General features: G+C 71.4%; 18 protein-coding genes. 7 read left to right on the top strand and 11 right to left on the bottom strand.

Annotated elements, in window-relative coordinates; all coding sequences use genetic code 11:
* Positions 1-103: 103 nt before the first annotated feature.
* Positions 104-1378: a TRAP transporter large permease gene (locus tag ACFWTE_RS22140; protein WP_378781616.1), complete on the bottom strand. Its 1275-nt coding sequence runs from the start codon at positions 1376-1378 to the stop codon at positions 104-106.
* Entirely contained in the window at positions 1375-1935 is a 561-nt protein-coding gene (locus tag ACFWTE_RS22135; RefSeq protein ID WP_378781615.1) for a TRAP transporter small permease, read from the bottom strand. Before ACFWTE_RS22135 ends, ACFWTE_RS22140 begins: the two co-directional genes overlap by 4 nt.
* Before the next feature lie 150 nt (positions 1936-2085).
* On the opposite strand from ACFWTE_RS22135, the gene ACFWTE_RS22130 reads away from it, so the two are divergent.
* The gene (locus ACFWTE_RS22130; RefSeq protein ID WP_378781614.1) at positions 2086-3087 is read left to right on the top strand and encodes a LacI family DNA-binding transcriptional regulator; all 1002 of its coding nucleotides are present in this window, start codon (positions 2086-2088) and stop codon (positions 3085-3087) included.
* 295 nt (positions 3088-3382) lie between these two features.
* Here the strand turns inward: ACFWTE_RS22130 and ACFWTE_RS22125 are convergent, their stop codons facing one another.
* The 6 genes from ACFWTE_RS22125 to ACFWTE_RS22100 form a co-directional block, all read right to left on the bottom strand.
* Positions 3383-4291 (bottom strand): ABC transporter substrate-binding protein, encoded by a 909-nt coding sequence (locus tag ACFWTE_RS22125; protein WP_378781613.1) that lies wholly within the window; start codon positions 4289-4291, stop codon positions 3383-3385.
* Between the two features lie 54 nt (positions 4292-4345).
* Positions 4346-5026: an ABC transporter permease gene (locus ACFWTE_RS22120; protein WP_378781611.1), complete on the bottom strand. Its 681-nt coding sequence runs from the start codon at positions 5024-5026 to the stop codon at positions 4346-4348.
* Positions 5014-5832: an ABC transporter permease gene (locus tag ACFWTE_RS22115; RefSeq protein ID WP_378781629.1), complete on the bottom strand. Its 819-nt coding sequence runs from the start codon at positions 5830-5832 to the stop codon at positions 5014-5016. Before ACFWTE_RS22115 ends, ACFWTE_RS22120 begins: the two co-directional genes overlap by 13 nt.
* Positions 5832-6947 carry an ATP-binding cassette domain-containing protein gene (locus ACFWTE_RS22110; RefSeq protein WP_378781609.1) on the bottom strand — a complete coding sequence of 372 codons (1116 nt, stop codon included), beginning with the start codon at positions 6945-6947 and terminating at the stop codon, positions 5832-5834. Before ACFWTE_RS22110 ends, ACFWTE_RS22115 begins: the two co-directional genes overlap by 1 nt.
* 243 nt (positions 6948-7190) lie before the next feature.
* On the bottom strand, positions 7191-7862 hold the full coding sequence (locus ACFWTE_RS22105) for an HAD family hydrolase (RefSeq protein WP_378781608.1): 672 nt from the start codon (positions 7860-7862) through the stop codon (positions 7191-7193).
* A 73-nt stretch (positions 7863-7935) separates the two neighbouring features.
* On the bottom strand, positions 7936-8667 hold the full coding sequence (locus ACFWTE_RS22100; protein WP_378781606.1) for an NUDIX domain-containing protein: 732 nt from the start codon (positions 8665-8667) through the stop codon (positions 7936-7938).
* Between the two features lie 135 nt (positions 8668-8802).
* On the opposite strand from ACFWTE_RS22100, the gene nadA reads away from it, so the two are divergent.
* Together nadA and ACFWTE_RS22090 are read left to right on the top strand one after the other, a co-directional pair.
* Positions 8803-9801 (top strand): quinolinate synthase NadA, encoded by a 999-nt coding sequence (nadA, locus tag ACFWTE_RS22095; RefSeq protein ID WP_378781603.1) that lies wholly within the window; start codon positions 8803-8805, stop codon positions 9799-9801.
* Between the two features lie 280 nt (positions 9802-10081).
* Positions 10082-11545, top strand: coding sequence for a sigma-70 family RNA polymerase sigma factor (locus ACFWTE_RS22090; RefSeq protein ID WP_378781601.1), 1464 nt, complete (start codon positions 10082-10084; stop codon positions 11543-11545).
* Positions 11546-11593: 48 nt separating this feature from the next.
* Here ACFWTE_RS22090 and ACFWTE_RS22085 read toward each other — a convergent pair whose 3' ends face one another.
* Complete coding sequence (locus ACFWTE_RS22085; protein WP_378781599.1) at positions 11594-12220, bottom strand: TetR family transcriptional regulator; 627 nt, start codon at positions 12218-12220, stop codon at positions 11594-11596.
* Between the two features lie 369 nt (positions 12221-12589).
* Between ACFWTE_RS22085 and ACFWTE_RS22080 the strand changes: the two genes are divergently transcribed.
* The 4 genes from ACFWTE_RS22080 (at position 12590) to ACFWTE_RS22065 (ending at position 16981) form a co-directional block, all read left to right on the top strand.
* Complete coding sequence (locus ACFWTE_RS22080; RefSeq protein WP_378781598.1) at positions 12590-13618, top strand: MBL fold metallo-hydrolase; 1029 nt, start codon at positions 12590-12592, stop codon at positions 13616-13618.
* A gap of 175 nt (positions 13619-13793) precedes the next feature.
* Positions 13794-15143, top strand: a complete 1350-nt coding sequence (locus ACFWTE_RS22075) for a glycosyltransferase family 4 protein (protein WP_378781597.1) — start codon at positions 13794-13796, stop codon at positions 15141-15143.
* 54 nt (positions 15144-15197) lie between these two features.
* Positions 15198-15917, top strand: a complete 720-nt coding sequence (locus ACFWTE_RS22070; protein WP_378781627.1) for a class I SAM-dependent methyltransferase — start codon at positions 15198-15200, stop codon at positions 15915-15917.
* Positions 15917-16981 (top strand): prenyltransferase, encoded by a 1065-nt coding sequence (locus tag ACFWTE_RS22065; RefSeq protein ID WP_378781595.1) that lies wholly within the window; start codon positions 15917-15919, stop codon positions 16979-16981. The genes ACFWTE_RS22070 and ACFWTE_RS22065 overlap by 1 nt, the downstream gene beginning before the upstream one ends.
* Positions 16982-17089: 108 nt before the next feature.
* Here ACFWTE_RS22065 and ACFWTE_RS22060 read toward each other — a convergent pair whose 3' ends face one another.
* The gene (locus ACFWTE_RS22060; protein ID WP_378781593.1) at positions 17090-20350 is read right to left on the bottom strand and encodes a transglycosylase domain-containing protein; all 3261 of its coding nucleotides are present in this window, start codon (positions 20348-20350) and stop codon (positions 17090-17092) included.
* A gap of 269 nt (positions 20351-20619) precedes the next feature.
* A complete protein-coding gene (locus ACFWTE_RS22055; RefSeq protein WP_378781592.1) occupies positions 20620-21252 on the bottom strand; it encodes a class I SAM-dependent methyltransferase in 633 nt (210 codons plus the stop codon).
* Between the last annotated feature and the right edge of the window lie 256 nt (positions 21253-21508).

The raw sequence follows: 21508 nt of genomic DNA, 5'->3' as shown, positions 1-21508 counted from the left end.
GTGGTGGTGCGGTCGGGCCCGAGGACCGTTTCCCCGGGTGGGGTGTCGCGCCGGTCGGGGTGCGGGGCCGCGGAGCGGGTGTCCCGGGCCCGGCCGGCGCGGCTCAGAGGCCGAGGTATCCGGGCAGGAAGAGCACGACCTCCGGGGCGAAGGTGAGCAGGGCCAGGACCAGCAGCAGCGGCACGAGGAACGGAGCAGTACCGCGGAACACCTCGTGCATGGGGCTCTTGGTGGCCGAGCCGAGCACGAAGAGCACTCCTCCGAGCGGCGGCGTGAGCAGCCCGATCATGAGGTTGACGATGACGATGATCCCGAAGTGGACGGGGTCCACCCCGAACTGCACGGCGATGGGCAGCAGGACGGGCACGGTGATCATCAGGGCGGCGATGGGCTCCAGGACCGTGCCGAGGAGGATGAGCACGAGGTTCACCAGCAGCAGGAACACGATCGGGCTGTCGGTGAACCCCAGCAGGAAGGACGCGATGTCCTGCGGGACGCGTTCGCGGGCCAGGATCCAGCCGAGCAGGCCGGACGCCGCCAGGATGATCGCGATCGAGGCGGCGGTCGTCGCGGTCTCCACGAGGATGCGCCAGAAGGTGCGCAGGGTCAGTTCACGGTAGAGGAGCCCGAGCACGAGCACGTAGGCCGCGCCGACCGCGGCGGCCTCGGTAGGGGTGAAGAGTCCGCTCAGGATGCCCCCGAGCAGGATGAGGGGGGCGCCCAGCGGGCCGAGCACGCGCACGACCGCGGTGCGGACCTCTGTGGCCGTGGCCCGTTCCCCGGCCAGGTGCGGCTGCTTGCGCGCCCACAGGTAGACGGCGACCGAGAGCCCCGCGGCGACGAGGAGCGCCGGGACCAGGGCCGCGGCGAACAGGGCCGCGGTGGAGACCGCGGCGACGGAGGCGTAGACGATCGCCGGGATGCTGGGCGGCATGATCGGGCTGATCAGGCTGGAGGCGGCGGTCAGCCCCAGGGAGAAGCGCCGGGAGTAGCCGCGGGAGGTCATGGCCGGGACGATCATCTTGCCCATGCCCGCGACGTCGGCCAGGGCGGTGCCGCTCACCCACGAGAATCCGACGCTGACGCCGACGTTGACGTAGCCCAGGCTGCCCCGGAAACGCCCCAGCAGCACCTGGGCGAAGCCGAAGATGCGGTCCGCGATGCCGGTGTGGTTGGCGGCGACGCCGACCATGATGAACAGGGGGATGGCCAGCAGGGGAAAGCTGTTGATCTCCTGCGTGACGGTGCGCAGGCTCAGGCCGGTGGACTGGTCGGTCAGGAGCGTGTACGCGAGGGACGGCCCGAGGATGGCGAAGGCGATGGGAACGCGCAGCGCCAGCAGGACGACGATGGCGAGGAGGAGGAGGCCGGCACTCATCGGGTGGACTCCTCGTGGTCGGTCTGGGCGGGGGGAAGGTTCTCGGGGGCGGGCGGCCCCGGCAGGAGTGCCGCGTTGGCCAGGGCGCGCAGGACGGCCAGACCGAGCCCGACCATCGGGATCACGTAGGTCCAGGCCATCGGGATGCCCATCACCGGCGTGGCCTGCGGCCCCGCGGTGAACACGAGGTCGGCTGCGGCCACGACGAGCAGGCCGCACGTCGCGGCGATGACGAGGTTCGCGAAGATCCACACGACGCGCATCGCCCACCCCCGGGCGACGAAGTCGATGAGCTTGAGGGTGATGTGCTCGTCACGGCCCACGAGGTAGCCGACGAGGGAGAAGGCCAGCCAGACCAGGCCGAACCGAGCGAGCTCCCCCACCCATGCCCAGCTCTCGACGGGGACGTAGCGCTGGCCGGCCTGGATGAGCATCAGCGCGAAGATCATCATCAGGAGCAGCGCGCCGACAACGAGTTCCGCGGTCTCCAGCCATCGGAGGACTGCCGGACGCGAGCCTGAGGGCCCGCCTCCGGACGTACTGGGGGGATTGTTCATCCCGGGCTCCACTCAACGAACGGGGGCACATACGCGCTGTTCAGAGGCGTGCCCTGGTCGGCTGTATGTCGTGGTTGTGAACTCTAGGTTTCGTCCGTCACAATTGGCAAGCGATTGCCAAAAGTTGCCACACAGCGTAGAAAGAGCTCCATGAGCCCGGTCAGGAGAAGTACGGTCTACGACGTCGCCCGTGAGGCCGGCGTGGCCGCGTCCACGGTGTCCCGCGCGTTCAGCAACCCGCGGCGGGTCAACTCCGTCACCCGTGAGCACGTCCTGAACGTCGCCGAGCGCCTGGGCTACCGGCCCAACCCGTTGGCCAGCGCTCTCCAGTCGGGTCGCACGGCCACGATCGCGCTCCTGGTCCCCGACATCGCCAACCCGCACTTCTTCGGCACGATACGCGGCGCGGAGGGCCGGGCGAGCGCGTCGGGGATCACCTTCATCCTGGGCTACACCGAGGAGTCCGCGGACAACGAGCGCGAGCAGATCCTGCGCCTGGCCCGTTCGGTGGACGGCTTCGTCCTCGCGTCCAGCCGGATGAGCGACACGACCACGGCCGAGCTGGCCCGGGAACACAACCTGGCACTGGTCAACAGGCAGGTCGAGGGCCTCCCGAGCGCGATCGTCGACAACGGTGGCGGCAGTCGGCAGATCATCGACCACCTGGCCTCACTCGGGCACCGGTCCGTGGTGTACCTCAGCGGACCCGAGCAGTCATGGCAGGCGAAGGAGCGGTGGAGGGGGCTGGACTCGGCAGCCGGGCGGTGCGGCATGGCGGCGACCCGGCTGGGGCCCTTCTCGCCGCGGGTGGCGGGCGGGGCGGCTGCCGCGGACGCCGCACTGGTCTCGGGGGCGACGGCGTTCGTCGCCCACAACGACCTGCTCGCGATCGGCATGCTGCGCCGTCTCGCCGAACGCGGGCTGCGCGTGCCGCAGGACCGCAGTGTCGTGGGCTACGACGACATCTTCGGCGCGGACTTCTGTGTCCCCGCGCTGACCACGCTCGCCGGTCCCCACGAGGAGGCCGGCCGCGCGGGTGTGGAGCTGCTGTTGAACCGGGTCTCCCGGGCAGCCGCCGGGGAGGCCCCGCGGCAGGTGGTCCTGCCCGCGCACCTGGTGGTCCGGGACTCGACCGGGCCCGCTCCCAACTGATCACGCGCCACGCCGGGCCCCTCCCCCGCCTGCGCGGAAACCACGGTCACGGGCAGGGGAGGGGCACGGCACCCCACGTCACACCGGCAGCGCCTCCGGTGAGGACACCAAGGCGCGTCCGGCGGATGCTTTCGGCCGGCTCGGCACTCGCGCTACTCGGCCTGCGAGCGGTCGTCAGGCCCTCTCTCGCAGGCCGAGTAGCGCAGGTCGGCCCGGGTCCGGCTGCCCAAGCGCGGTCGGCGCAGCGGGAGGCAGCCTGGCGGCTGCGAGCCCGAAATGACCCGCGGAGCACGATCTAGGCGAGCCCCTCCTCCTCCAGCCACTCCTGGGCGACGTCGGCGGCGTTCTCGTTCTGGACGACGACACGCTCGTTGAGCGCGGTCAGGGCATCCGTGGTGAGCGCCGCCGAGACGGCGTCGAGGGCGCCTCTGGCGGTCTCGTCCACCTGCTCGGCGTTGATCAGGGGGGTGATGTTCTGGGCACCGAACAGGTTCTCCGGGTCCTCCAGGACCACGAGCTCCTCCACCGCGATCTGCGGGTCGGTGGTGAACATGTTGGCGGCCTGGATGTCGCCGTCCAGGAGCGCCTGGGTCAGCAGGGCCACCTCCAGGGAGCGGTACTCGCCGAACTCGACGCCGTAGACGTCGGCCAGGCCCACCACGCCCTGCTGGCGGGTCTCGAACTCCGGCGGGCCCCCGAGGGTCAGTTCACCGGCGACGTCGGCCAGGTCGGCGAGGGTGCTCAGGTCGTGCTCCTGGGCGGTCTCGCCGGTGACGGTCACCGAGTCCTTGTTCTCCGCGCTGGAGGAGTCCAGGATCTCCAGACCCTCCGGGAGGGCCTCGGCGACGAGAGCGTTGGTCTCCTCGCTGTTGCCGCTGGGAGCCTCGTCGTCGAGGTAGGCCAGGGTCGCACCGTTGTACTCCGGGAACACCGAGAGGTTCCCGGACTCGATCTGGGAGTAGTACACCTCCCGGCTGCCGATGTTGAGCTGGTAGGTGACGTCCACGCCCTCGGCCTCCATGGCCCGGCCGTAGATCTCGGCGAGCAGGCTGCTCTCGGGGAAGTCGGCGGAGCCGATGACGACGGAACCCGCTTCGGTGCCGCCGCCTCCCTCCCCGTCCTCCGCGTAGGGGTCGCTGCCGCCGCAGGCGGTCAGGAGCACCGCTGCGAGTGGAAGCCCGATGAGGGCGAGCCTCTTGTCCATGTCCGAACCTTCTCTTCTCTCGGTACTGCGTCCGCGGGCGGCGCCCGGAACCACCTAGCGCGCCGACACGGCCGCGGCGCGCAGTCCGGGAGCGACGAGCAACAGCCGCAACCCGGCGAACAGGAGTGTGGTGAGTACCGCGAGCAGCACCACCAGCACTGATCCCCCCAGCATCATCGTCAGGTCCTGGCGGGCCTGGCCGTCGACGATGTACCGCCCGAGTCCGCCCACGCCCACGTAGGCGGCGATGGTCGCGGTGGCGACCACCTGGACCGCCGCGGTGCGCATCCCGATGAGGATGAGCGGGGTGGCCACGGGGAGTTCGAGTGCGAACAGCACCTCGCGTCCCCGCATCCCCATACCGAACGCCGCGTCCCTCAGACGGGGCTCGACCCCGCGCACTCCCTCGTGTGTGTTGACGAGGATCGGCGGAACGGCCAGCGCGACCAGGGCGCAGACCACGGGCACGAGCCCGATCCCGGCGGCCAGCACGATGAGGAACAGGACACCGATGGTGGGCAGGGCGCGGGCGAAGTTGGCGAGGCTGGCGGTGAGGAACCCGCCCACGCCGGTGTGACCGGTCAGCAGGCCCAGGGGGACGGCGATGACGGAGGAGATCAGCAGGCCGAGCAGGCAGTAGTAGACGTGCTCCGCCATGCGGGCGGGGATGCCCGTGCTGCCGCTCCACTGCGCCGGGTCGGCGAACCACGCGACCAGTTCGTTCAGGATGTCCATGGCTGCCTCTCCCCCGGTGTGGTGCGGTCCGCGTCCGGGGTTCCCGCCCCGGCCCGCGCGGCTGCGGCCTCCGCGGACACACGTGCGGCGGCCCGGCGTCCGCGGCCGGAGCCGCCCCCGGCGCCGTCACTGCGGGCCCAGGGGGTGAGCAGGTACTGGGCGAGCACGAGCAGGGCGTCGGTGACGAAGGCCAGGAGGACCGTGAGCAGGACGCCGACCACGATGGGCGCGTCGAACTGGCGGCGGAACCCCTCGCTGAGGATCAACTGCCCCAGCCCGCCCAGACCCACCAGGGAGGCGACGCTGACCATGCTGATGGTGGCGACCGACGCCACCCGCAGACCGGCGATGATCACCGGAACGGCCACCGGCATCTCCACGAGGACCAGGCGGCGCAGCGGGCCGAAGCCCATCGCGACGGCGGCCTGGCGCACGTGGTCGGGCACCTGGCGCAGCCCGTCCACCACGTTGGGCAGCAGGATCACCAGGGTGTACAGGGCGAGCGGCACGACGGCCGTCCAGTCGCTGAACCCGGTGTAGGGCAGCATCAGGAAGAACAGGGCGATGGACGGCACCGCGTAGAGCACGTTGACGCCGGTGAGCACCGGCGGGTACAGGGGTTTCCACCGCACGCACGCCAACCCCAGCGGCACGGCCACCGCGAGCCCGATGAGGATGGACAGGTAGGCCAGCCGCATGTGCTCGGTCAGCCGGGGCAGGATGCCCCGGTCGGGCTCCCCCGGGTAGCTCCAGTTCGCCACTCCCCAGTCGAGGACCCCGGCCGTCCAGTCCCAGGCCCCGCCGATCACTCGGCCACCGACCAGAGTGCGGCGCCCAGGTCGCCCTGGGTGACCACACCGACCACGCGGCCGGCCGAGTCCACGCCGACGGCCCGCCCGGCCGGGGAGAGCACGGCGGCGTCGAGGGCCGCACGCAGGGAGTCCGTGCCCACGTCGAACGTGTGCCCGTAGGGAGCGAGGTCGAGCGAGCCGACCGCGGTCCCGCCCGGGGCGCGGGTGAGCTGCTCGGCCGCGGCCCATCCCAGCGGCATCCGGTCCCCATCGACCACCAGCACCCACGGTTCGTCCTTGTCCAGGGCGGCGGCACCCGCCCCGGACGCCGCGGTCTCCTCGCCGAACACGACGTCCTCGCGCAGCGACAGGTCGCGGGCCGGGAAGAACGACAGCCTCCGGACGCCGCGGTCGTAGCCGACGAAGGACTCCACGAACGCGTCGCGCGGCGAGGCCAGCAGGTCCTCGGGGGTGTCGTACTGGGCGAGCCTGCCGCCCGGCCGGAAGACGGCGATGCGGTCGCCGAGGCGGACCGCCTCGTCGATGTCGTGGGTGACGAACACGATCGTCTTGTGCAGTTCGGCCTGGAGGCGCAGCAGCTCGTCCTGGAGACTGGCGCGCACGACGGGGTCGACGGCGCTGAAGGGTTCGTCCATCAGCAGGATGGGAGGGTCCGCGGCCAGGGCCCGTGCCACCCCGACGCGCTGCTGCTGCCCGCCCGAGAGCTGGTGGGGGTACCGCACGGCCTGGGAGGGTTCGAGCCCCACCAGTTCCATGAGCTCGTCGGCTCTGGCCTTGGCCCTGGCCCTCTTCCAGCCGAGCAGCAGCGGCACCGTCGCGATGTTGTCGCGGACGGTGCGGTGCGGGAACAGCCCGGCCTGCTGGATGACGTAGCCGATGGATCTGCGCAGTTCGGCGGGGTCGCGGCCGCGGATGTCCTCACCGTCGATGAGGACGGAGCCTCCGGTGGGTTCGACCATCCGGTTGATCATCCGCAGCGACGTGGTCTTTCCGCTGCCGGAGGGACCGACGAAGACCGTGGTCTGGCCGGTCTCGACGGTGAGGTCCAGGTCGTCGACGGCGACCGTGCCGTCGGGGTAGAGCTTGGCAGCACCCTCGAATGTGATCATCGGCCGGGCTGTCTCCGTTCGGGGACCGGGGTGGTGTGCGGCGACGGCGAGCGGGCCGTCCGCACGCTACCCGTGGGCATGTGGGTCAAACGGTATGGTCTCGGCCGTGACACGAACGGGACCTCGTGTCCTTCGCGGCCGGTGGTGTCGGTGGTCCGGCGGCCCCTCCCCGGCCCCGGACACGCGAACGGGCCGGGCCCGTTCGTGGGCCCGGCCCGTGGGCCGGTTCCGCGGGGGCGCGGGTCAGTTGCGCGCGGCGATCCACGCGGCGAGGCCGTACAGGTCGTCCAGGACGGCGTCGGCCCGTGCCGCGTCGCGCGTCGCGGAGTGGCGGTAGCCGTAGATGCCGCGGCGGAGCAGGATCGCGCGCATACCGGCCCGTACGGCGGGGACGACGTCGTTGTCGACGCGGTCGCCGACGTAGAGGATCTCCCCGGGGGTGATGCCGGGGCGGGTCCGGTCGGCGAGCTCGACGACCCTGTCGAAGAACTCGGGCCGGGGCTTTTGGACACCCCAGTCGTCGGAGATGCCGATACCGTCCACGTCCAGGCCCATGGCGGTCAGGGCAGGGCCCGCCGCGGTCGGCTGGTTGCCGGCGATGACCAGGGAGAGTCCGGCGTCGCGCATGGCCTTGAAGGCCGGGCGCACGTCGGGGTAGAGGTCGCGCTCGCCGAAGTGCTCGCGCTCCCCCTCGGGCTCCTCGGCCCGCCACCGGTCGCTCTCCGCCGCCAGGTCGAATCCGGGCACGAGGAGCCGGAAGCCGTCGGTGAGGGTCCCGCCGGAGGCGAGGACACCACCGATGGTGCCGAAGAACGCCATGTGCGGGATGCCGAAGCGGTCGGCCCAGCGGGCGAAGATACGCGTCTCGTCGACGAGTGTCTCCCCGACGTCGAACACCACGGTACGAATTGTCACGATCAGGGAGTCTACAAGCACCCCCGAACCTTGTCGGGAGCGACCCGAGCGCGATGGCCCACGTGGGGCCCGGTCAGCCGGGCGGACGGAGCACGGCGAAGGCGTCGGTGATCTCCAGTCCCCGTGCGCGGAAGCGGAAGAGGGCGGCGGGCCGCCCTCCCGAGCGCCCGGAGGGCACCGACCGCCCGGTCTCCTCGATCTGCCCGCGCCGCAGCAGCACGCGGCGCAGGTTGGTGGCCGCGACGTCGTACCCGAGGGCGGCCCGGTAGTAGCCGGACAGTTCCGACACCGTGAACTCGGGCGGGGCGAGCGCGAACCCGACGTTGGTGTAGCCGAGCTTGGCGCGCAGCCGGTGGTGGCCGGAGCGGATGATGGAGGCGTGGTCGAAGGCCATGGGCGGCAGGTGCGCGACGGGGTGCCAACCGGTGTCGGCGGGCACGACCGGGTCGATGTGCGCGGGTACCAGCCCCAGGTAGGCGGTGGCCAGGGTTCGGCGCTGGGGGGCGCGGTCGGGATCGCTGCGTGTCTCCAGCTGTTCCAGGTGGGAGAGGTCGCGCACGTCCACCTTCTGGGCGAGCTGGCGCCGGATGGAGGCGCCGAGGCTCTCGTCCGCCCCGAGGCGCCCGCCGGGGAGGGCCCACTCCCCCTCGCAGGGGGGCAGAGCTCTGCGCCACAGCAGGACGCACAGTTCTCCCGTCCGGATCTGGAGGACGACGGCGAGTGCCTCGTGCGCCGACAGCACCGCGTGGCCCGCCTCTCCGCAGACGGATGCCCTGACCTGTCCGTTTGCTTCCGGGATATCCACACTGTCCCTTTCGTTCCTCGTCATGTTAAGCTGCACCGGGTTTGTGCCTGACAGACGAAAACCTGTTCACCGCACCCGCCTCTCACGGCACGGAGCCCGTACGACGTGCCCACAGCCCCAAGGAAGTAGTTGGACATGGCACCGGTCACCGCCACAGCGGACACCATGACCAGGCAGGAATGGGCCACCGAGGTCCGCCGCCTGGCAGAGGAGCGCGACGCTGTCATCCTCGCGCACAACTACCAGCGCCCGGAAATCCAGGACGTGGCGCACCACACCGGTGACTCCCTCGCACTGTCCCGTCTCGCCGCCAGTGTGGACGCCGGAACCATCGTCTTCTGCGGCGTGCACTTCATGGCCGAGACCGCGAAGATCCTCGCGCCGGAGAAGACCATCCTCCTCCCGGACCCGAACGCGGGGTGCTCACTGGCCGACACCATCACCGCCGAGGACGTGCGCGCCTGGAAGGCCGAGCACCCCGGCGCGGTCGTCGTCGCCTACGTCAACACCACCGCGGCAGTCAAGGCCGAGACCGACATCTGCTGCACGTCCTCCAACGCGGCCGACGTCATCCGGTCCATCCCGGAGGACCGGGAGATCCTCTTCCTCCCGGACCAGTTCCTCGGGGCCCACGTCAAGAGGGTCACCGGCCGCGAGAACATCCACATCTGGATGGGCGAGTGCCACGTGCACGCGGGGATCGACGGCCACACCCTGCGCGAACGGGTCGCCGCCGAACCCGACGCCGAGGTCTACGTCCACCCCGAGTGCGGCTGCGCCACCTCCGCCCTCTACCTCGTGGGCAGCGGCGCCGTCCCCCAGGATCGCGTGAAGATCCTCTCCACCGGCGGGATGCTGACCGCCGCGGAGAACACCACCGCGAAGAAGGTGCTGATCGCGACCGAGACCGGCATGCTGCACCAGCTGCGCGGCGCCAACCCGAACACCGAGTTCGAGGCGGTCAACTCCCGCGCCGAGTGCCACTACATGAAGATGATCAACGCCGACAAGCTGCTCAACTCGCTGCGGTTCGGCACCACGGAGATCACGGTCGACGCCACGACGGCCGAGCGCGCCCGCCGCTCCGTCGAGCGCATGGTCGAGATCGGCTCGCCCTCCAGGGGCGGCGAGTAGTCCCGTATTCCCGGGCCCCGGCTTCGCTCCACCCCTGCCCCGGGTGCCGGAGGCCGCCGCTCGGCGGAGACCTCCGGCCTCCCGGGGCAGGTGCGCGGGCAGCCGAACGTCTCCCCCGGGCAGGTCCGGGTCCCGTACACACGCCTTGCTCGTCCCGGCCGATCCTGGCCGGTCGCCGACCCTCGGGTAACAGAACTCTTACCTTCGGGACACAGCTGCCGATTTCCCCCACGCCGTGTCTCCCCCCTCGCTACCGTCACGGATATGCGGGGGGAGAATCGTGACCAGAGGTAGCGAAACAGGCGAACCAGCACGAGCAGCGGTCGAGGCGCTCTACGACGCCTTCGCCCTGCCCCTGTACCGGTACGCCTGGGCGCTCCTGGGCGACGATCCGGAGCAGGTCGCCGGGGCCGTACACGACGGGCTGGTGGCGGGCGTCGCCCTGGACTCACGCCGCGCCGACCCGGCCGACCGGGCCCCCTGGCTGTACGCCCTGGTCCGCTCCTCCTGCCAGCGGCGAGGCCTGGCGCACATCAGCCCCTACACGCGGCTTGCCACGGTGCCCGCCGAGGTCCCCGTCGCCCGCATGTTCGCCCGGCTGCCCGCCAGCCACCGCGAACTGGTCGAACTCAACCTGCGGCACGCCCTGCCCACCTCGGCGACCGCCCGCGTCCTGGGCCTCGACTCCGCGATCTGCGGCGAGCTGTCCCGTTCCGCCATCCGACGGGCGGCCGAGAACCTGGCCGAGGCGGAGGACGCGGGCCGCCCTCACCCGGACCCGGCGTCAGGACCCGACCGCTCCGAGCCCGGAGGGACCCCGTCCGAGGGTGCCCGGACCGAGCGCGGCGGAGACACCGGGGGGACCGGTTCGGCGGCCTGGCGCACCCAGGTCCACGACGTCTCCTGCGCCCTGGCGCTGCTGCGCCCTCCCGGGCCGCCGCCCGGCCTGCGCGACCGGGTGCTCCGCACCTGCCTGGACCCCGAACTGTCGGGGGTCCGCGACCGGATCGCCGCCGGGATGCACCCGCTCACCAGCGAGGGCTACCCCCTGCACCGGTCCCGTGTCCCCGGAGAGCCGGAGGAGGCACCGGAGGCGTCCGAGCCCGGCCCCGAACCGCTCCCCCGCGCCCTGGCCGGAGACCGCCTGACCACCGCCGACCACCCGGAGCACGAGGAGGAGACGACCCCGCTCCCCGGCCCGTGCCCGGCACCGGAGGACGAGGAGGCGCCGCGCGCGCGGTTCGACCACCGCCGCTGGTCGCTCCCCGCCGTCGCCGGCCTGGCCACGGTCGTGCTGGCGGTCGCCCTGTGGTCGTGGGCGAGCTCCGTGGGCGGCCCCTCGACCGTGATCGGCACGGCACCGGCGGAGTCCGAGCGCGAGCACCTCGGACCTGACGTGGAGACCGCCTCGACCGACTCGGACGCCAAGCCCGAGGCCGAGCCGACCGGGCCCTCCACGGAGGCGCCGACCGCGCCCTCCCCCGCCGGGGAACCGCGGGAGCCTGCGGACGAGGCGCCCAGCGGGAAGCCCACCGGCGCCGGGGCACCGGGGGACGGCATCGCGCCCGTACCGCCGGCAGGGGGGCAGAGCCCGCCCGCCGACGACGGCGTCCCCGACGGCGCCGACGGTGACGGCCCCGGAGACGACGACGCCCCCGGCGGTCCGCCCGACGAGGGCGAGTCCGGCGACGGGGGCGGCGGGCTGCTCAACGGGCTGCTGGGGCTGCTCTTCGGCGGTGGCTGACGCCGGCGCCGCCCCCACCGCCCGCGTGGCTGTGCGGGTGCGCGGGCGTCAGAAGGAGACGAGGAGGTGCTCGGCGGCGGTGTGCAGCCGCCGTTCGACCTCGTCGACGTCCCTCCGGCCCTTGAGCACCTCGACCAGTTCGAAGATCCACACGCTGGTGAGCGAGCTGATCAGGACGTAGCCGGTACCCGCCCGGTCGACCTCCACGGCGGCCCCCTCCTCGGAGGCGGTGGTGTCGGCGCCCTCCAGGTTGCCGGTGACCACGCGCCACACCAGGTCGGAGATGCGTACGTCGAGCTCGATCTTGACCTCGGCCATGATGAGCGACCGGACGAGCGCGTCGGCGAGCTCCGGCTCGCGCATCAGGCCCCGGGTGGCGCGCAGTAGGACGTCGACGGCTCGTTCGGCCGGGGCGTCCGCGGTGGGCGGGCGGCGGACGATCCCGCCCTCCAGCAGGTCGAGCTCCTCGGTGACCACGGCCACCACGAGGTCCATCTTCGAGGGGAAGTACCTGTACAGGGTGCCGAGGGCGACCCCCGCACGCTCGGCGACCGACCGCATCTGCATGGCCTCGACACCGCCGCGGACGGCCAGCGCCGCCGCTGTCTGCACGATGCGCTTTCGGCGCTGGGTCTGACTTCGCGACATGCTTCCGCTCGGCGCCTGCACCGCCACAGGATCTCTCCCCTTCGTCGTCAGCCCACACGCTGACCGCTCTCCACGGCACTGAGGGCCAGGAATCGGCTGACGCTCCTCTGAACCCCAGCCATACAAGAACACGTTATCTAACGGTTTCCCTCTCGCGCAGTCCTTCAAGCCCATGATCCACGCCTCATCGCCCGACGTAGTAGTAGCAATACGAAGAGAGCGCCAGGGTTTTCGGATAAGCCGATTAAGCTTTGTAGAATATGTTCTATTTAGGGGCTTCCTTGACCTTGCGCCCGGCTTTGCCCCGACCCGGGACTCCGCGCCCTCCGGCCGCGCCCCCGGGACGACCACATCCTAGAATCGAACCGGATTCGGTTTCTAGTGAGAGGTCGCCCCATGCCTGACCTGCCCCCCGTCGAGGACCTCGGCGACGGCGTATGGAGCCTGCCGGTGCCCATCCCCGGCAACCCCCTCGGCTTCACCTACGTCTACGTCCTGACCGGCTCCGGCGGACCGGTCCTCATCGACACGGGCTGGGACCACGACGAGTCGTGGGAGGCGCTCGTCCGGGGCCTCGAACAGACCGGCCACTCCGTGGAGGACGTACGGGGAGCCGTCGTCACGCACTTCCACCCCGACCACTCCGGCCTGATCGGCCGCCTGCGCGGGGCCTCGGACGCCTGGATCGCCATGCACCCGGCCGACATCGCCGTCACCGAGCACCTGCGATCCGCCCCGGCGCAGGCCCGCCGCGCCGCGATCGCCGACCAGCTGCGCCGCTCGGGGTTCCCCGACGAGGACGTCCGGACCCTCCTGGGCACACCACACCTGTTCACACCCTCGGCCGTGCCCGACCTCGCCCTCGGGGACGGCGGCTCCGTCGACCTCCCCGGCCGCGACCTGCGCGCCGTGTGGACCCCCGGCCACAGCCCCGGCCACCTGTGCCTGCACCTGGCCGACGGCGGAAGGCTGTTCACAGGAGACCACGTCCTGCCCCGCATCACGCCGCACGTCGGCCAGTTCCCGCTCCTGTCCGAGGAGGGCGACCCCCTCGGTGCGTTCCTCGACTCCCAGGCACGCGTGGGCCGCCTCCCCGACGCCGACCAGCTGATGTGCCTTCCCTCACACGAGAGCCGCTTCACCGGCCTCGCGGCCCGCTCGGAGGAGATCACCACCCACCATGAGCAGCGCCTGGAGGAGATCGCCGAACTCCTCACCGAGGGCCCCGCCACGTTGTGGGAGGTCACGTCCCGCCTCGGCTGGAAGCGGGCCTGGGACGACATGCGCGTCCAGGCCCGCCACATGGCCGCCTCCGAGACCGCCGCCCACCTGCGGCTCCTCCGCAGACGCGGTCTCGCCGTCCGATCCGGATCGGACGACCTGCCGCGCTGGGTCGCCGTAGCTCCGGCCCGGCGCCCGGCATAGGATCCCTTACCAACCAGCCCGACGCCGCCTCGAACCCAACTGCCGAGTAACATATGGGGCGCTCACGCCTGTCACCGGCGCACACGCGCGTCCGCGACGGCGGCGACCACCCCGCCCGGCGCACCGGCGGCACACGGCGGCGACCGGGCCAGCGACCCAACGAAGAGGTGGACTCTTGACCCAGCCGGGCAACAACACGGGACCGGACCCACGGCCTTCCGCCGACCGCCCCCTTCGCGTCGCCCTGCTGTCCTACCGCAGCAAGCAGCACGTGGGAGGGCAGGGCGTGTACGTCCGCCACCTGTCACGGGAGCTGGCCGCCCTGGGCCACGAGGTCACCGTCTTCTCGGGCCAGCCCTACCCGGTGCTGGACGCGGGCGTCACCCTGGAGAAGATCCCCTCCCTGGACCTCTACAACGACGCCAACCCCTTCGTCGCACCGCCCGTGCGCCAATGGCGCGACTGGATCGACGTCCTGGAGGTCGCCACCATGTGGACCGCCGGGTTCCCCGAACCCCTCACCTACTCCCTGCGCGCCAACCGGGAGCTGCGCCGCCGCCTGGACGAGTTCGACGTCGTCCACGACAACCAGACCCTGGGCTGGGGCCTGCTGGGCATCAAGTCCGCCGGGCTCCCCCTGGTCACCACCATCCACCACCCCATCAGTGTGGACCGCCGGATCGAACTGGAGGAGGCCAAGGGCCTCCAGAAGCTCTCCAAGCGCCGCTGGTACGGGTTCGTGCGCATGCAGGCCCGGGTCGCCCGCAGACTCGACCCGATCCTGGTCCCCTCCCAGTCCTCGGCGGACGACATCGCCCGGGAGTTCCGGGTCGACCCCGCCGCCATGGAGGTCACCCCGCTGGGCGTGGACACCCGCTACTTCCACCCGCGCCCCGAACTGGAGCGCGTCCCCGGCCGCATCGTGTGCACCGCCAGTGCCGACAGCCCCCTCAAGGGCGTGGCGATCCTCCTGCGCGCCGCCGCCAAACTCGCCACCGAACGCGACGTCACCCTGACCATCGTCAGCAGGCCCAGACCGGGCGGCCCCACCGACCAGCTGGTGGACGAGCTGAGCCTGCGCGACCGCGTCGAGTTCGTCAGCGGCCTCGACGACACGGAGCTGGCCGAGCTGGTCGCGAGCGCGCAGGTCGCGGTCGTCCCGTCCTTCTACGAGGGCTTCTCCCTGCCCGCGGTGGAGGCCATGGCCTGCGGCACCCCCCTGGTCGCCAGCCACGCCGGCGCCCTGCCCGAGGTGGTGGGTACGGACGGCGACGCCGGAAGGCTCGTCCCCCCGGGCGACCCGGAGATCCTGGCGGACGCGCTCGCCGCCCTGCTCGACGACGGCGCCGAACGCGAACGCATGGGCGCCGCCGCCTGGCAGCGCGTGCAGGAGCGCTTCACCTGGCGGGCGGTCGCCGAGCTGACCGCGCGGAGGTACTCCTCCACCATCGACCTCGTCAGGGGCGGACGCCCCGCCGACGACACCCGTCCCGCGCCAGCCCGGGCCCGCGCGAACGGCGCCTGAACCGGCGGGCCGCGCGCACCACCGACCGCGTCCGCACCACCTAGGGAGCCTCCACTGATCACCGTCGACTTCAACCTGTTCCCCGTCGGACCGGGCGACCGCGTTCTCGACCTGGGCTGCGGCGGAGGCCGGCACGCCTTCGAGATCTACCGCCGCGGTGCCGACATCGTGGCCTTCGACCAGAACGTGGGCGACCTCGCCGAGGTCGAGACGATGTTCGCGGCGATGCGCCACGAGGGCGAGGCTCCCGAGGAGGCCAAGGCCGAGACCGTCAAGGGCGACGCCCTCGACATGCCCTTCGACGACGGCAGCTTCGACCGGGTGGTCGCGGCAGAGATCTTCGAGCACATCCCCCACGACACCGCCGGGATGAAGGAGCTGTTCCGGGTGCTCAGGCCGGGCGGCATCGCCGCGGTGACGGTCCCGAGCTTCCTGCCCGAACGCCTCTGCTGGGCTCTGTCGGAGCAGTACCACACCAACGAGGGCGGGCACATCCGCATCTACACGCGCGCCGAACTGGAGGCCAAGCTCAAGGCCACCGGCTTCGAGATCGGCCCGCACCACCACGCGCACGCCCTGCATGCGCCGTACTGGTGGATCAAGTGCGCGGTGGGCACGGACAACGACGGCCACCCGCTCGCCAAGGCCTACCACGACCTGCTGGTGTGGGACATGCTCCAGGCCCCGAAGGTGACCCGGATCGCCGAACGGCTCCTCAACCCGGTCATCGGCAAGAGCGTGGTCGTGTACGTGCGCAAACCGCTCGCCGCCTGATGGCCGTCCCTCCGGCCCCGCCCCTGCACCTGCCCGGTGTGCTCAGCGCCGATCAACTGCACCGCTCCGCCCACTACCTGATGTCCAGCCAGGAGGACGACGGCGCCATCCCCTGGTTCCCCGGTGGCCACACCGACGTGTGGGACCACGTGGAGTGCGCCATGGCGCTGACCGTCACCGGGCGGAGCGTGCCCGAGCACGCCGAGGCGGCACGGCTCGCCTACCTGTGGCTGGAGCGGTCCCGCCACCCGGACGGCGGCTGGCCCGCCAAGTTCCGCCAGGGGAGGCCGGTCACGGATCTGCGCGAGGCCAATCACGCCGCCTACCCGGCGGTGGGGCTGTTCCACCACCTCCTCGTCACCGGGGACGCCGAGTTCGCCGAACGGACCTGGCCCGTGGTGGAGAGCGGCCTGGATTTCGTCCTGGGGTTGCGCGGCGAGCACGGCGAGATCCTGTGGGCCCGCTCGGAGGACGGCTCCCCTGGCGACCACGCGCTCCTGACGGTGTGCGCGAGCGTGTACCACGCCCTCCGGTGCGGAGTCGCCCTGGGCGCGCGCCTGGGCCGTGACCGCCCCGAGTGGGCGTCCGCCGCCGACCGGCTGGCGGTGCTGATCAACGAGCGGGAGGACCTGTTCTCCGACCGCAGCAGGTTCTCGATGGACTGGTTCTACCCGGTCCTGGGAGGGGCCGTCCGCGGCTCCGCCGCAAAGGAACGCATCGGGGAGCGCTGGGACATCTTCGTCATGCCCGGCCTGGGAGTGCGCTGCGTGAGCGACCAGCCGTGGGTGACCGCGGCCGAGTCCTCGGAGCTGGTGTTGACCCTGGCCGCCGTGGGCGACTTCGAGGGGGGCCTTCGCATCCTGCGGGACGTGCAGCACCTGCGCGACCCCGACGACGGGGTCTACTGGACCGGCTACCAGTTCGCCGAGCAGGTGCGCTGGCCCGTGGAGCGCAGCACCTGGACGTCGGCCGCCGTGATCCTGGCGGTGGACGCGCTCACCGGGACCACGCCCGGAGCCCGGGTGTTCCTCCACACCTGGGACGAGGAGCCCGCGGTCCGGTAGCGGCGCCACCGGCGCGGGACGGCAGGACGACGGGGGAGCCCCGGCGGTGCGTGCCGCCGGGGCTCCCCCGTGTTCCTGCGTGGCCTTCGCCTGGCCGCGTCCCCGGTCCTAGGGGATGTCCCACTCGTCGGACCGGCGCGTCTCCTCGCCCGCGTCCGGCGGGGGGACCTCACCCCCGCCACCCGGGTCCGGCTGCTCCGGGATACCCGGGTCGCCCGGTTCCGAGGGGACCTCCGGGTTGCTGGGCTGCTCCGGCTGCTCCTCCACCGGAGGCGCCCCCGGGTTGCTGGGCTGCTCCGGCTGCTCCTCCACCGAAGGAGCCTCCGGCTCCTGGGTGGAGGGGTCCGGCGCCCAGTACTGGGTCGATCCGGCGAAGGCCGGCTCCGGGAACTGGACCACTTCGCGCCCCTCCATCGCCCTGGCCATGTAGTCGCGCCAGATGGGTGCGGCCACACCGCCACCGGAGATGTCGTGCCCGGGGATGCTGAAGCTCTGGTTGTTCTGGTTGTACACGCCCACGGCCGTGGACAGCTGCGGCGTGTACCCGACGAACCAGGCCGCGACGCTGTTGTCGGTGGTGCCGGTCTTGCCCGCCGCCGGGTGCGTGTAGAAGTTGGCCGAAGAACCCGTACCGCCCTCGACCACCTGCCGGAGCGCGTGGGTGACGTCGGCCGCGGTGGACTCCTCCAACGCCTGGTTGCGCTCGATCTCGGGACGCAGGTCCTCGCCCTCGGTGTCGATGATCTCCTTGACCACGTGCGCCTGGATGTGCTCCCCACCGTTGGCGAAGGTGGCGTAGCCGCTGGCCTGGTCGATCGGGCGGACCGTGGAGACGCCCAGTGCCATGGTGGGCACGAGCTGGTTGTCCAGGATGCTCCCGTCGGGCAGCCCCGCGGCGTAGGCGGTGTCCCGGACGTTCTCGTAGCCGGTCTCCATCGTCAGCTCGATGTAGCCGAGGTTGTTGGAGACCCTGGTGGCCTGGACCAGGTCCATGGGGCCGCCCGGAGCGTTGCCGGCGTTCTGGATCGTGGAGCCGTTGATGCTGCGCGGACCGCTGCCGTTGACGATGCTGCGGAGGCTGTACCCCTCCTCCAGCGCGGTGGCCAGTACGTAGGGCTTGAACGCCGAGCCGGCCTGTGCCCCGCCCAGCAGTCCGCTGTCGTACTGGTTCTCGTAGTAGTCGTGGCCGCCGTAGAAGGCCAGGACCTCACCCGTGGCCGGGTCGACCGTGGTGAGGCCGACGTTGACGCCCTCGGGCAGTACGTCCGGCGGGAGCGAGCCCTCGACCGTCTCGTAGGCCGCCTCCATCAACTCCTCGTCGAAGGTCGTGACGATGGAGTAGCCCTGCCGGTTGATCTGGTCCTCGGAGTACCCGAGGTCCGCCATCTCCCGCATCACGGCCTCGTACATGTACCCCCGGTACCCGCTGAGGTCGGTGCCCTCCAGCGGCTTCTCCGCCTCGGGAGCGGGGAACTCCATCGCGTCGGCCTCGGCCTGGGTGATGGCTTCGGTGGTGACGAGGCCGTTGACGACGTAGCGCCAGCGCTGCTCCATCTCCGGGGTGGTCTCCACGTCGGCCTCGCCGAAGGGGGTCGGCTGCTGGATCGCCGCGGAGAGAAACGCCGCCTCCTCCGCCGTGAGCTCGTCGACGTCCTTGTGGTAGTACGCCTGGGCCGCCGCCTGGATGCCGTACGCGTTGCGGCCGAAGTAGATGGTGTTGAGGTACTGCTCCATCACCCACTCCTTGGACTCGCTCTGGTCGACCTTGATGGAGATGATGATCTCCTGGATCTTCCTGGCGACCGTCTGCTCCCGGCTCACACCCTCGTAGTAGTTGCGGACCATCTGCTGGGTGATCGTGGAACCGCCCTGGACCTGCTGGCCGGTGACGGTCGACCACACGGCCCGGGTCGTTCCCCTGACCGACACACCGGGCTCCTCCCAGAAGCCGCGGTCCTCGGCGGAGATCACGGCCTCGACGATGTGGTCGCCGCCCGCCACCATCTCGTCGTAGGTGACGGGGTCGCGGTCGGTGCCCCGGTAGGCGAACTCCGTCTCACCGTCCCCGAAGTAGAAGGTCGACCCCTGTTCGAGGGCGTCGGCCTTGGCCGCGTCCGGCACCTCGACCGTGGTGTAGAAGAACGCGAACACGGCGGCGCCGATGATGACGAACAGGCCCGTGACGATGAGGAAGACCCTGAGGATCCGCCACCACAGGGGCTTCTTGGCCTTCTTGCCCTTGGCTGCCTTCGGGTCGCCGGGGCCCTTGGGGCCGCCGGGCCCCGTACCACCGGGGCCCGCAGGCCCCTTGGGGCCTCCGGGTCCGCTGGGGCCGCCCTGGCCGCCCGAACCGTGCGAGGCCGACACCCCGGAGGGCTCGTGCCGCGCCTGCTGCCCCGCGGGCGCACCGCTTCCCTCACCGGGCACCGCACCGGAACCACTCGGGGCCCCGTCTGCTGACGCAGCGGTTCCCGCCGCGGCAGCCGCTCCCGCGGCGCCGAGCGCTCCCGGGCCGGAGGAGCCGTGTTCGGTCCGGCCATCGCCGGCGTCGGGATCGTCGGTCACGTAGTCCGAGAGGCGGCGCGGGGCGGGCCAGAGTGCGGCGGTCTCCGCGGCGGAGGACTCGTCGATCCTCTCCGCCTCGGTCTTGTCGGGGGCGACGGCCTCAGGTGCGGGGAGCGAGTCCCCGGCCGCGGTGAACGGTGCGGTGTCCCCCGGCCCGTCGGACATGGCCGGAAGGTCCCGGGTCACCGGTTCGGCGTCCCCCATCACGTCGACGGGAGCATCGGCGGAGCCGGAGGACTCCCCACCGCCGACGCCGTCCGTCACGGTCTTCGGGGCGGGGAAGGCCTCGGTCCTCGGGGTGAGGCCGTCCTCGGCGTCGTTGCCCGGGGATCCGGCGGACTCGGTGTGCGCGAACGCCGAGGTGGGGGCCTCCCCGGCGTCGGGCTCCTCGTCCCCGCGCCGCGAGGCGGCCTCACCTGCCGCGTCGTCCGCGTGCGCGGCAGCGCCGGCCTCGGCGGCCGACGGCCGTGCCGTCACGTCGGGGTCGTCGAACCCCTGCTCCGCGAGACTCTGCGCGATCCGGTCCCGGAGGAACGTACCGCTGGTCTTGAAGGTGATCGGATTGATGAACTCCGGCTCCGGCTGCTCGCCCACCCCGTTGTCTCCGTCGGGGGTCTCGTCAGGGGTCCGGTCTCCCTGCGCGGCGGGCCTGCCACTCTCAGAAATGTTCTTGCTGGACAGCTCTTCGGCAGAGGTGTCTTCTGTCTCCGGCGTGTACTTCTCGGGACGCTGTCCATCCGCCCCGCCTTCGCCGTGTGTGCTCTCGCTCAGCTCCCCGCCCCCATGGCAAATCACGTCCGGCACTGTGCCGTCCTTGTGTTTGACGCGCGAGTGCCCTTGATCGTTCAGTTCGAGTCAGGACTGAAGCGGTAATGAGGGGAATAACACCGCCATCGCTCCGCCCTCCACGCCACGATACCCGGCCGTAACCATGTCGGGACCGCATCCGTTACGACGCCATCACTTCTTACCGAGGGCTAACCCTCGGCGAGCGTGTGTCGGGTCAGTCGTCGAATCACTCATTTTCTCATGACCGCGACAGTTCCGTGCGCCCCCTGAGTTTCCCGGGACGCTCAGGCGACGCGTTCGAGGACGCGCATCGAGCCGAGGGCCCGAACCTCCTTGAACCGTCCGGACTCCAGGGCCCTGAGGTAGATGTTGTGCGGCGGGCGCCCCCCGTCCTCGGGGTCGGGGAACACGTCGTGGATGACGAGGGCACCGCCGACGGCGACGTGGGGGCTCCATCCCGCGTAGTCGTTCTGGGCGGCCTCCTCGCTGTGGCCGCCGTCGATGAACACCATCCCCAGCGGTGTGCCCCACACGCCGGCGACATCCACGGACCGGCCGACCACCGCGATGACCTCGTCGTCCAGGCCCGCCCGGGTGATCGTGCGGCGAAAGTGCGGAAGGGTGTCGAATCTGCCGGTGGCCGGGTCCACGAGCGAGGCGTCGTGGTACTCCCAGCCCTCCTGGTGCTCCTCCGAGCCCCGGTGGTGGTCCACGGTGAGCACCTTCGTGCCTGTGGCGCGAGCGGCGGCTCCGAGGAAGATGGTGGACTTACCGCAGTAGGTGCCGATCTCCACGACGGGACCGACCGCGGAGTACCGCACCGCCGCCTCGAAGAGGACCGTGCCCTCGTCGGTGGGCATGAAGCCCTTGGCGTCCTCTGCTGCGGCCAGGAGTTCGGCGGGGATTGTCTTCGTCATGCGGAAATTCTCTCAGCAGCCGAAACAGGCGCGTCCAGTGCCCCGACCCGAAATCCGGGGGCACCGGGAGACCGTCCTCCCACAACCCCCCTGGCGCCATTTTTCACCAACGCATTTTCACAAACGCACAAGCTCGGGCGACAAAAAAAGGGAGGAGGCCGCCCATCACAGGCAACCCCCTCCCCAACAAAAAACCGTGGCAGCGACCTACTCTCCCACCCCACCACAGGGCAGTACCATCAGCGCAAGGAGACTT

The organism is Nocardiopsis sp. NPDC058631, from assembly GCF_042716955.1.
Lineage (GTDB): Bacteria > Actinomycetota > Actinomycetes > Streptosporangiales > Streptosporangiaceae > Nocardiopsis.
Note: the sequence above shows the minus strand (reverse complement) of the source record. Positions and strands in the feature narration are given on the sequence as shown.

Bases quoted from the DNA above. Each gene is read 5' to 3' on its own strand.
- ACFWTE_RS22080 (WP_378781598.1), top strand. From the start codon at position 12,590: ATGCCTGACCTGCCCCCCGTCGAGGACCTCGGCGACGGCGTATGGAGC.
- ACFWTE_RS22135 (WP_378781615.1), bottom strand. From the start codon at position 1,935: ATGAACAATCCCCCCAGTACGTCCGGAGGCGGGCCCTCAGGCTCGCGT.
- ACFWTE_RS22130 (WP_378781614.1), top strand. From the start codon at position 2,086: ATGAGCCCGGTCAGGAGAAGTACGGTCTACGACGTCGCCCGTGAGGCC.
- ACFWTE_RS22120 (WP_378781611.1), bottom strand. From the start codon at position 5,026: ATGGACATCCTGAACGAACTGGTCGCGTGGTTCGCCGACCCGGCGCAG.
- ACFWTE_RS22065 (WP_378781595.1), top strand. From the start codon at position 15,917: ATGGCCGTCCCTCCGGCCCCGCCCCTGCACCTGCCCGGTGTGCTCAGC.
- ACFWTE_RS22055 (WP_378781592.1), bottom strand. From the start codon at position 21,252: ATGACGAAGACAATCCCCGCCGAACTCCTGGCCGCAGCAGAGGACGCC.
- ACFWTE_RS22140 (WP_378781616.1), bottom strand. From the start codon at position 1,378: ATGAGTGCCGGCCTCCTCCTCCTCGCCATCGTCGTCCTGCTGGCGCTG.
- nadA (WP_378781603.1), top strand. From the start codon at position 8,803: ATGGCACCGGTCACCGCCACAGCGGACACCATGACCAGGCAGGAATGG.
- ACFWTE_RS22110 (WP_378781609.1), bottom strand. From the start codon at position 6,947: ATGATCACATTCGAGGGTGCTGCCAAGCTCTACCCCGACGGCACGGTC.
- ACFWTE_RS22125 (WP_378781613.1), bottom strand. From the start codon at position 4,291: ATGGACAAGAGGCTCGCCCTCATCGGGCTTCCACTCGCAGCGGTGCTC.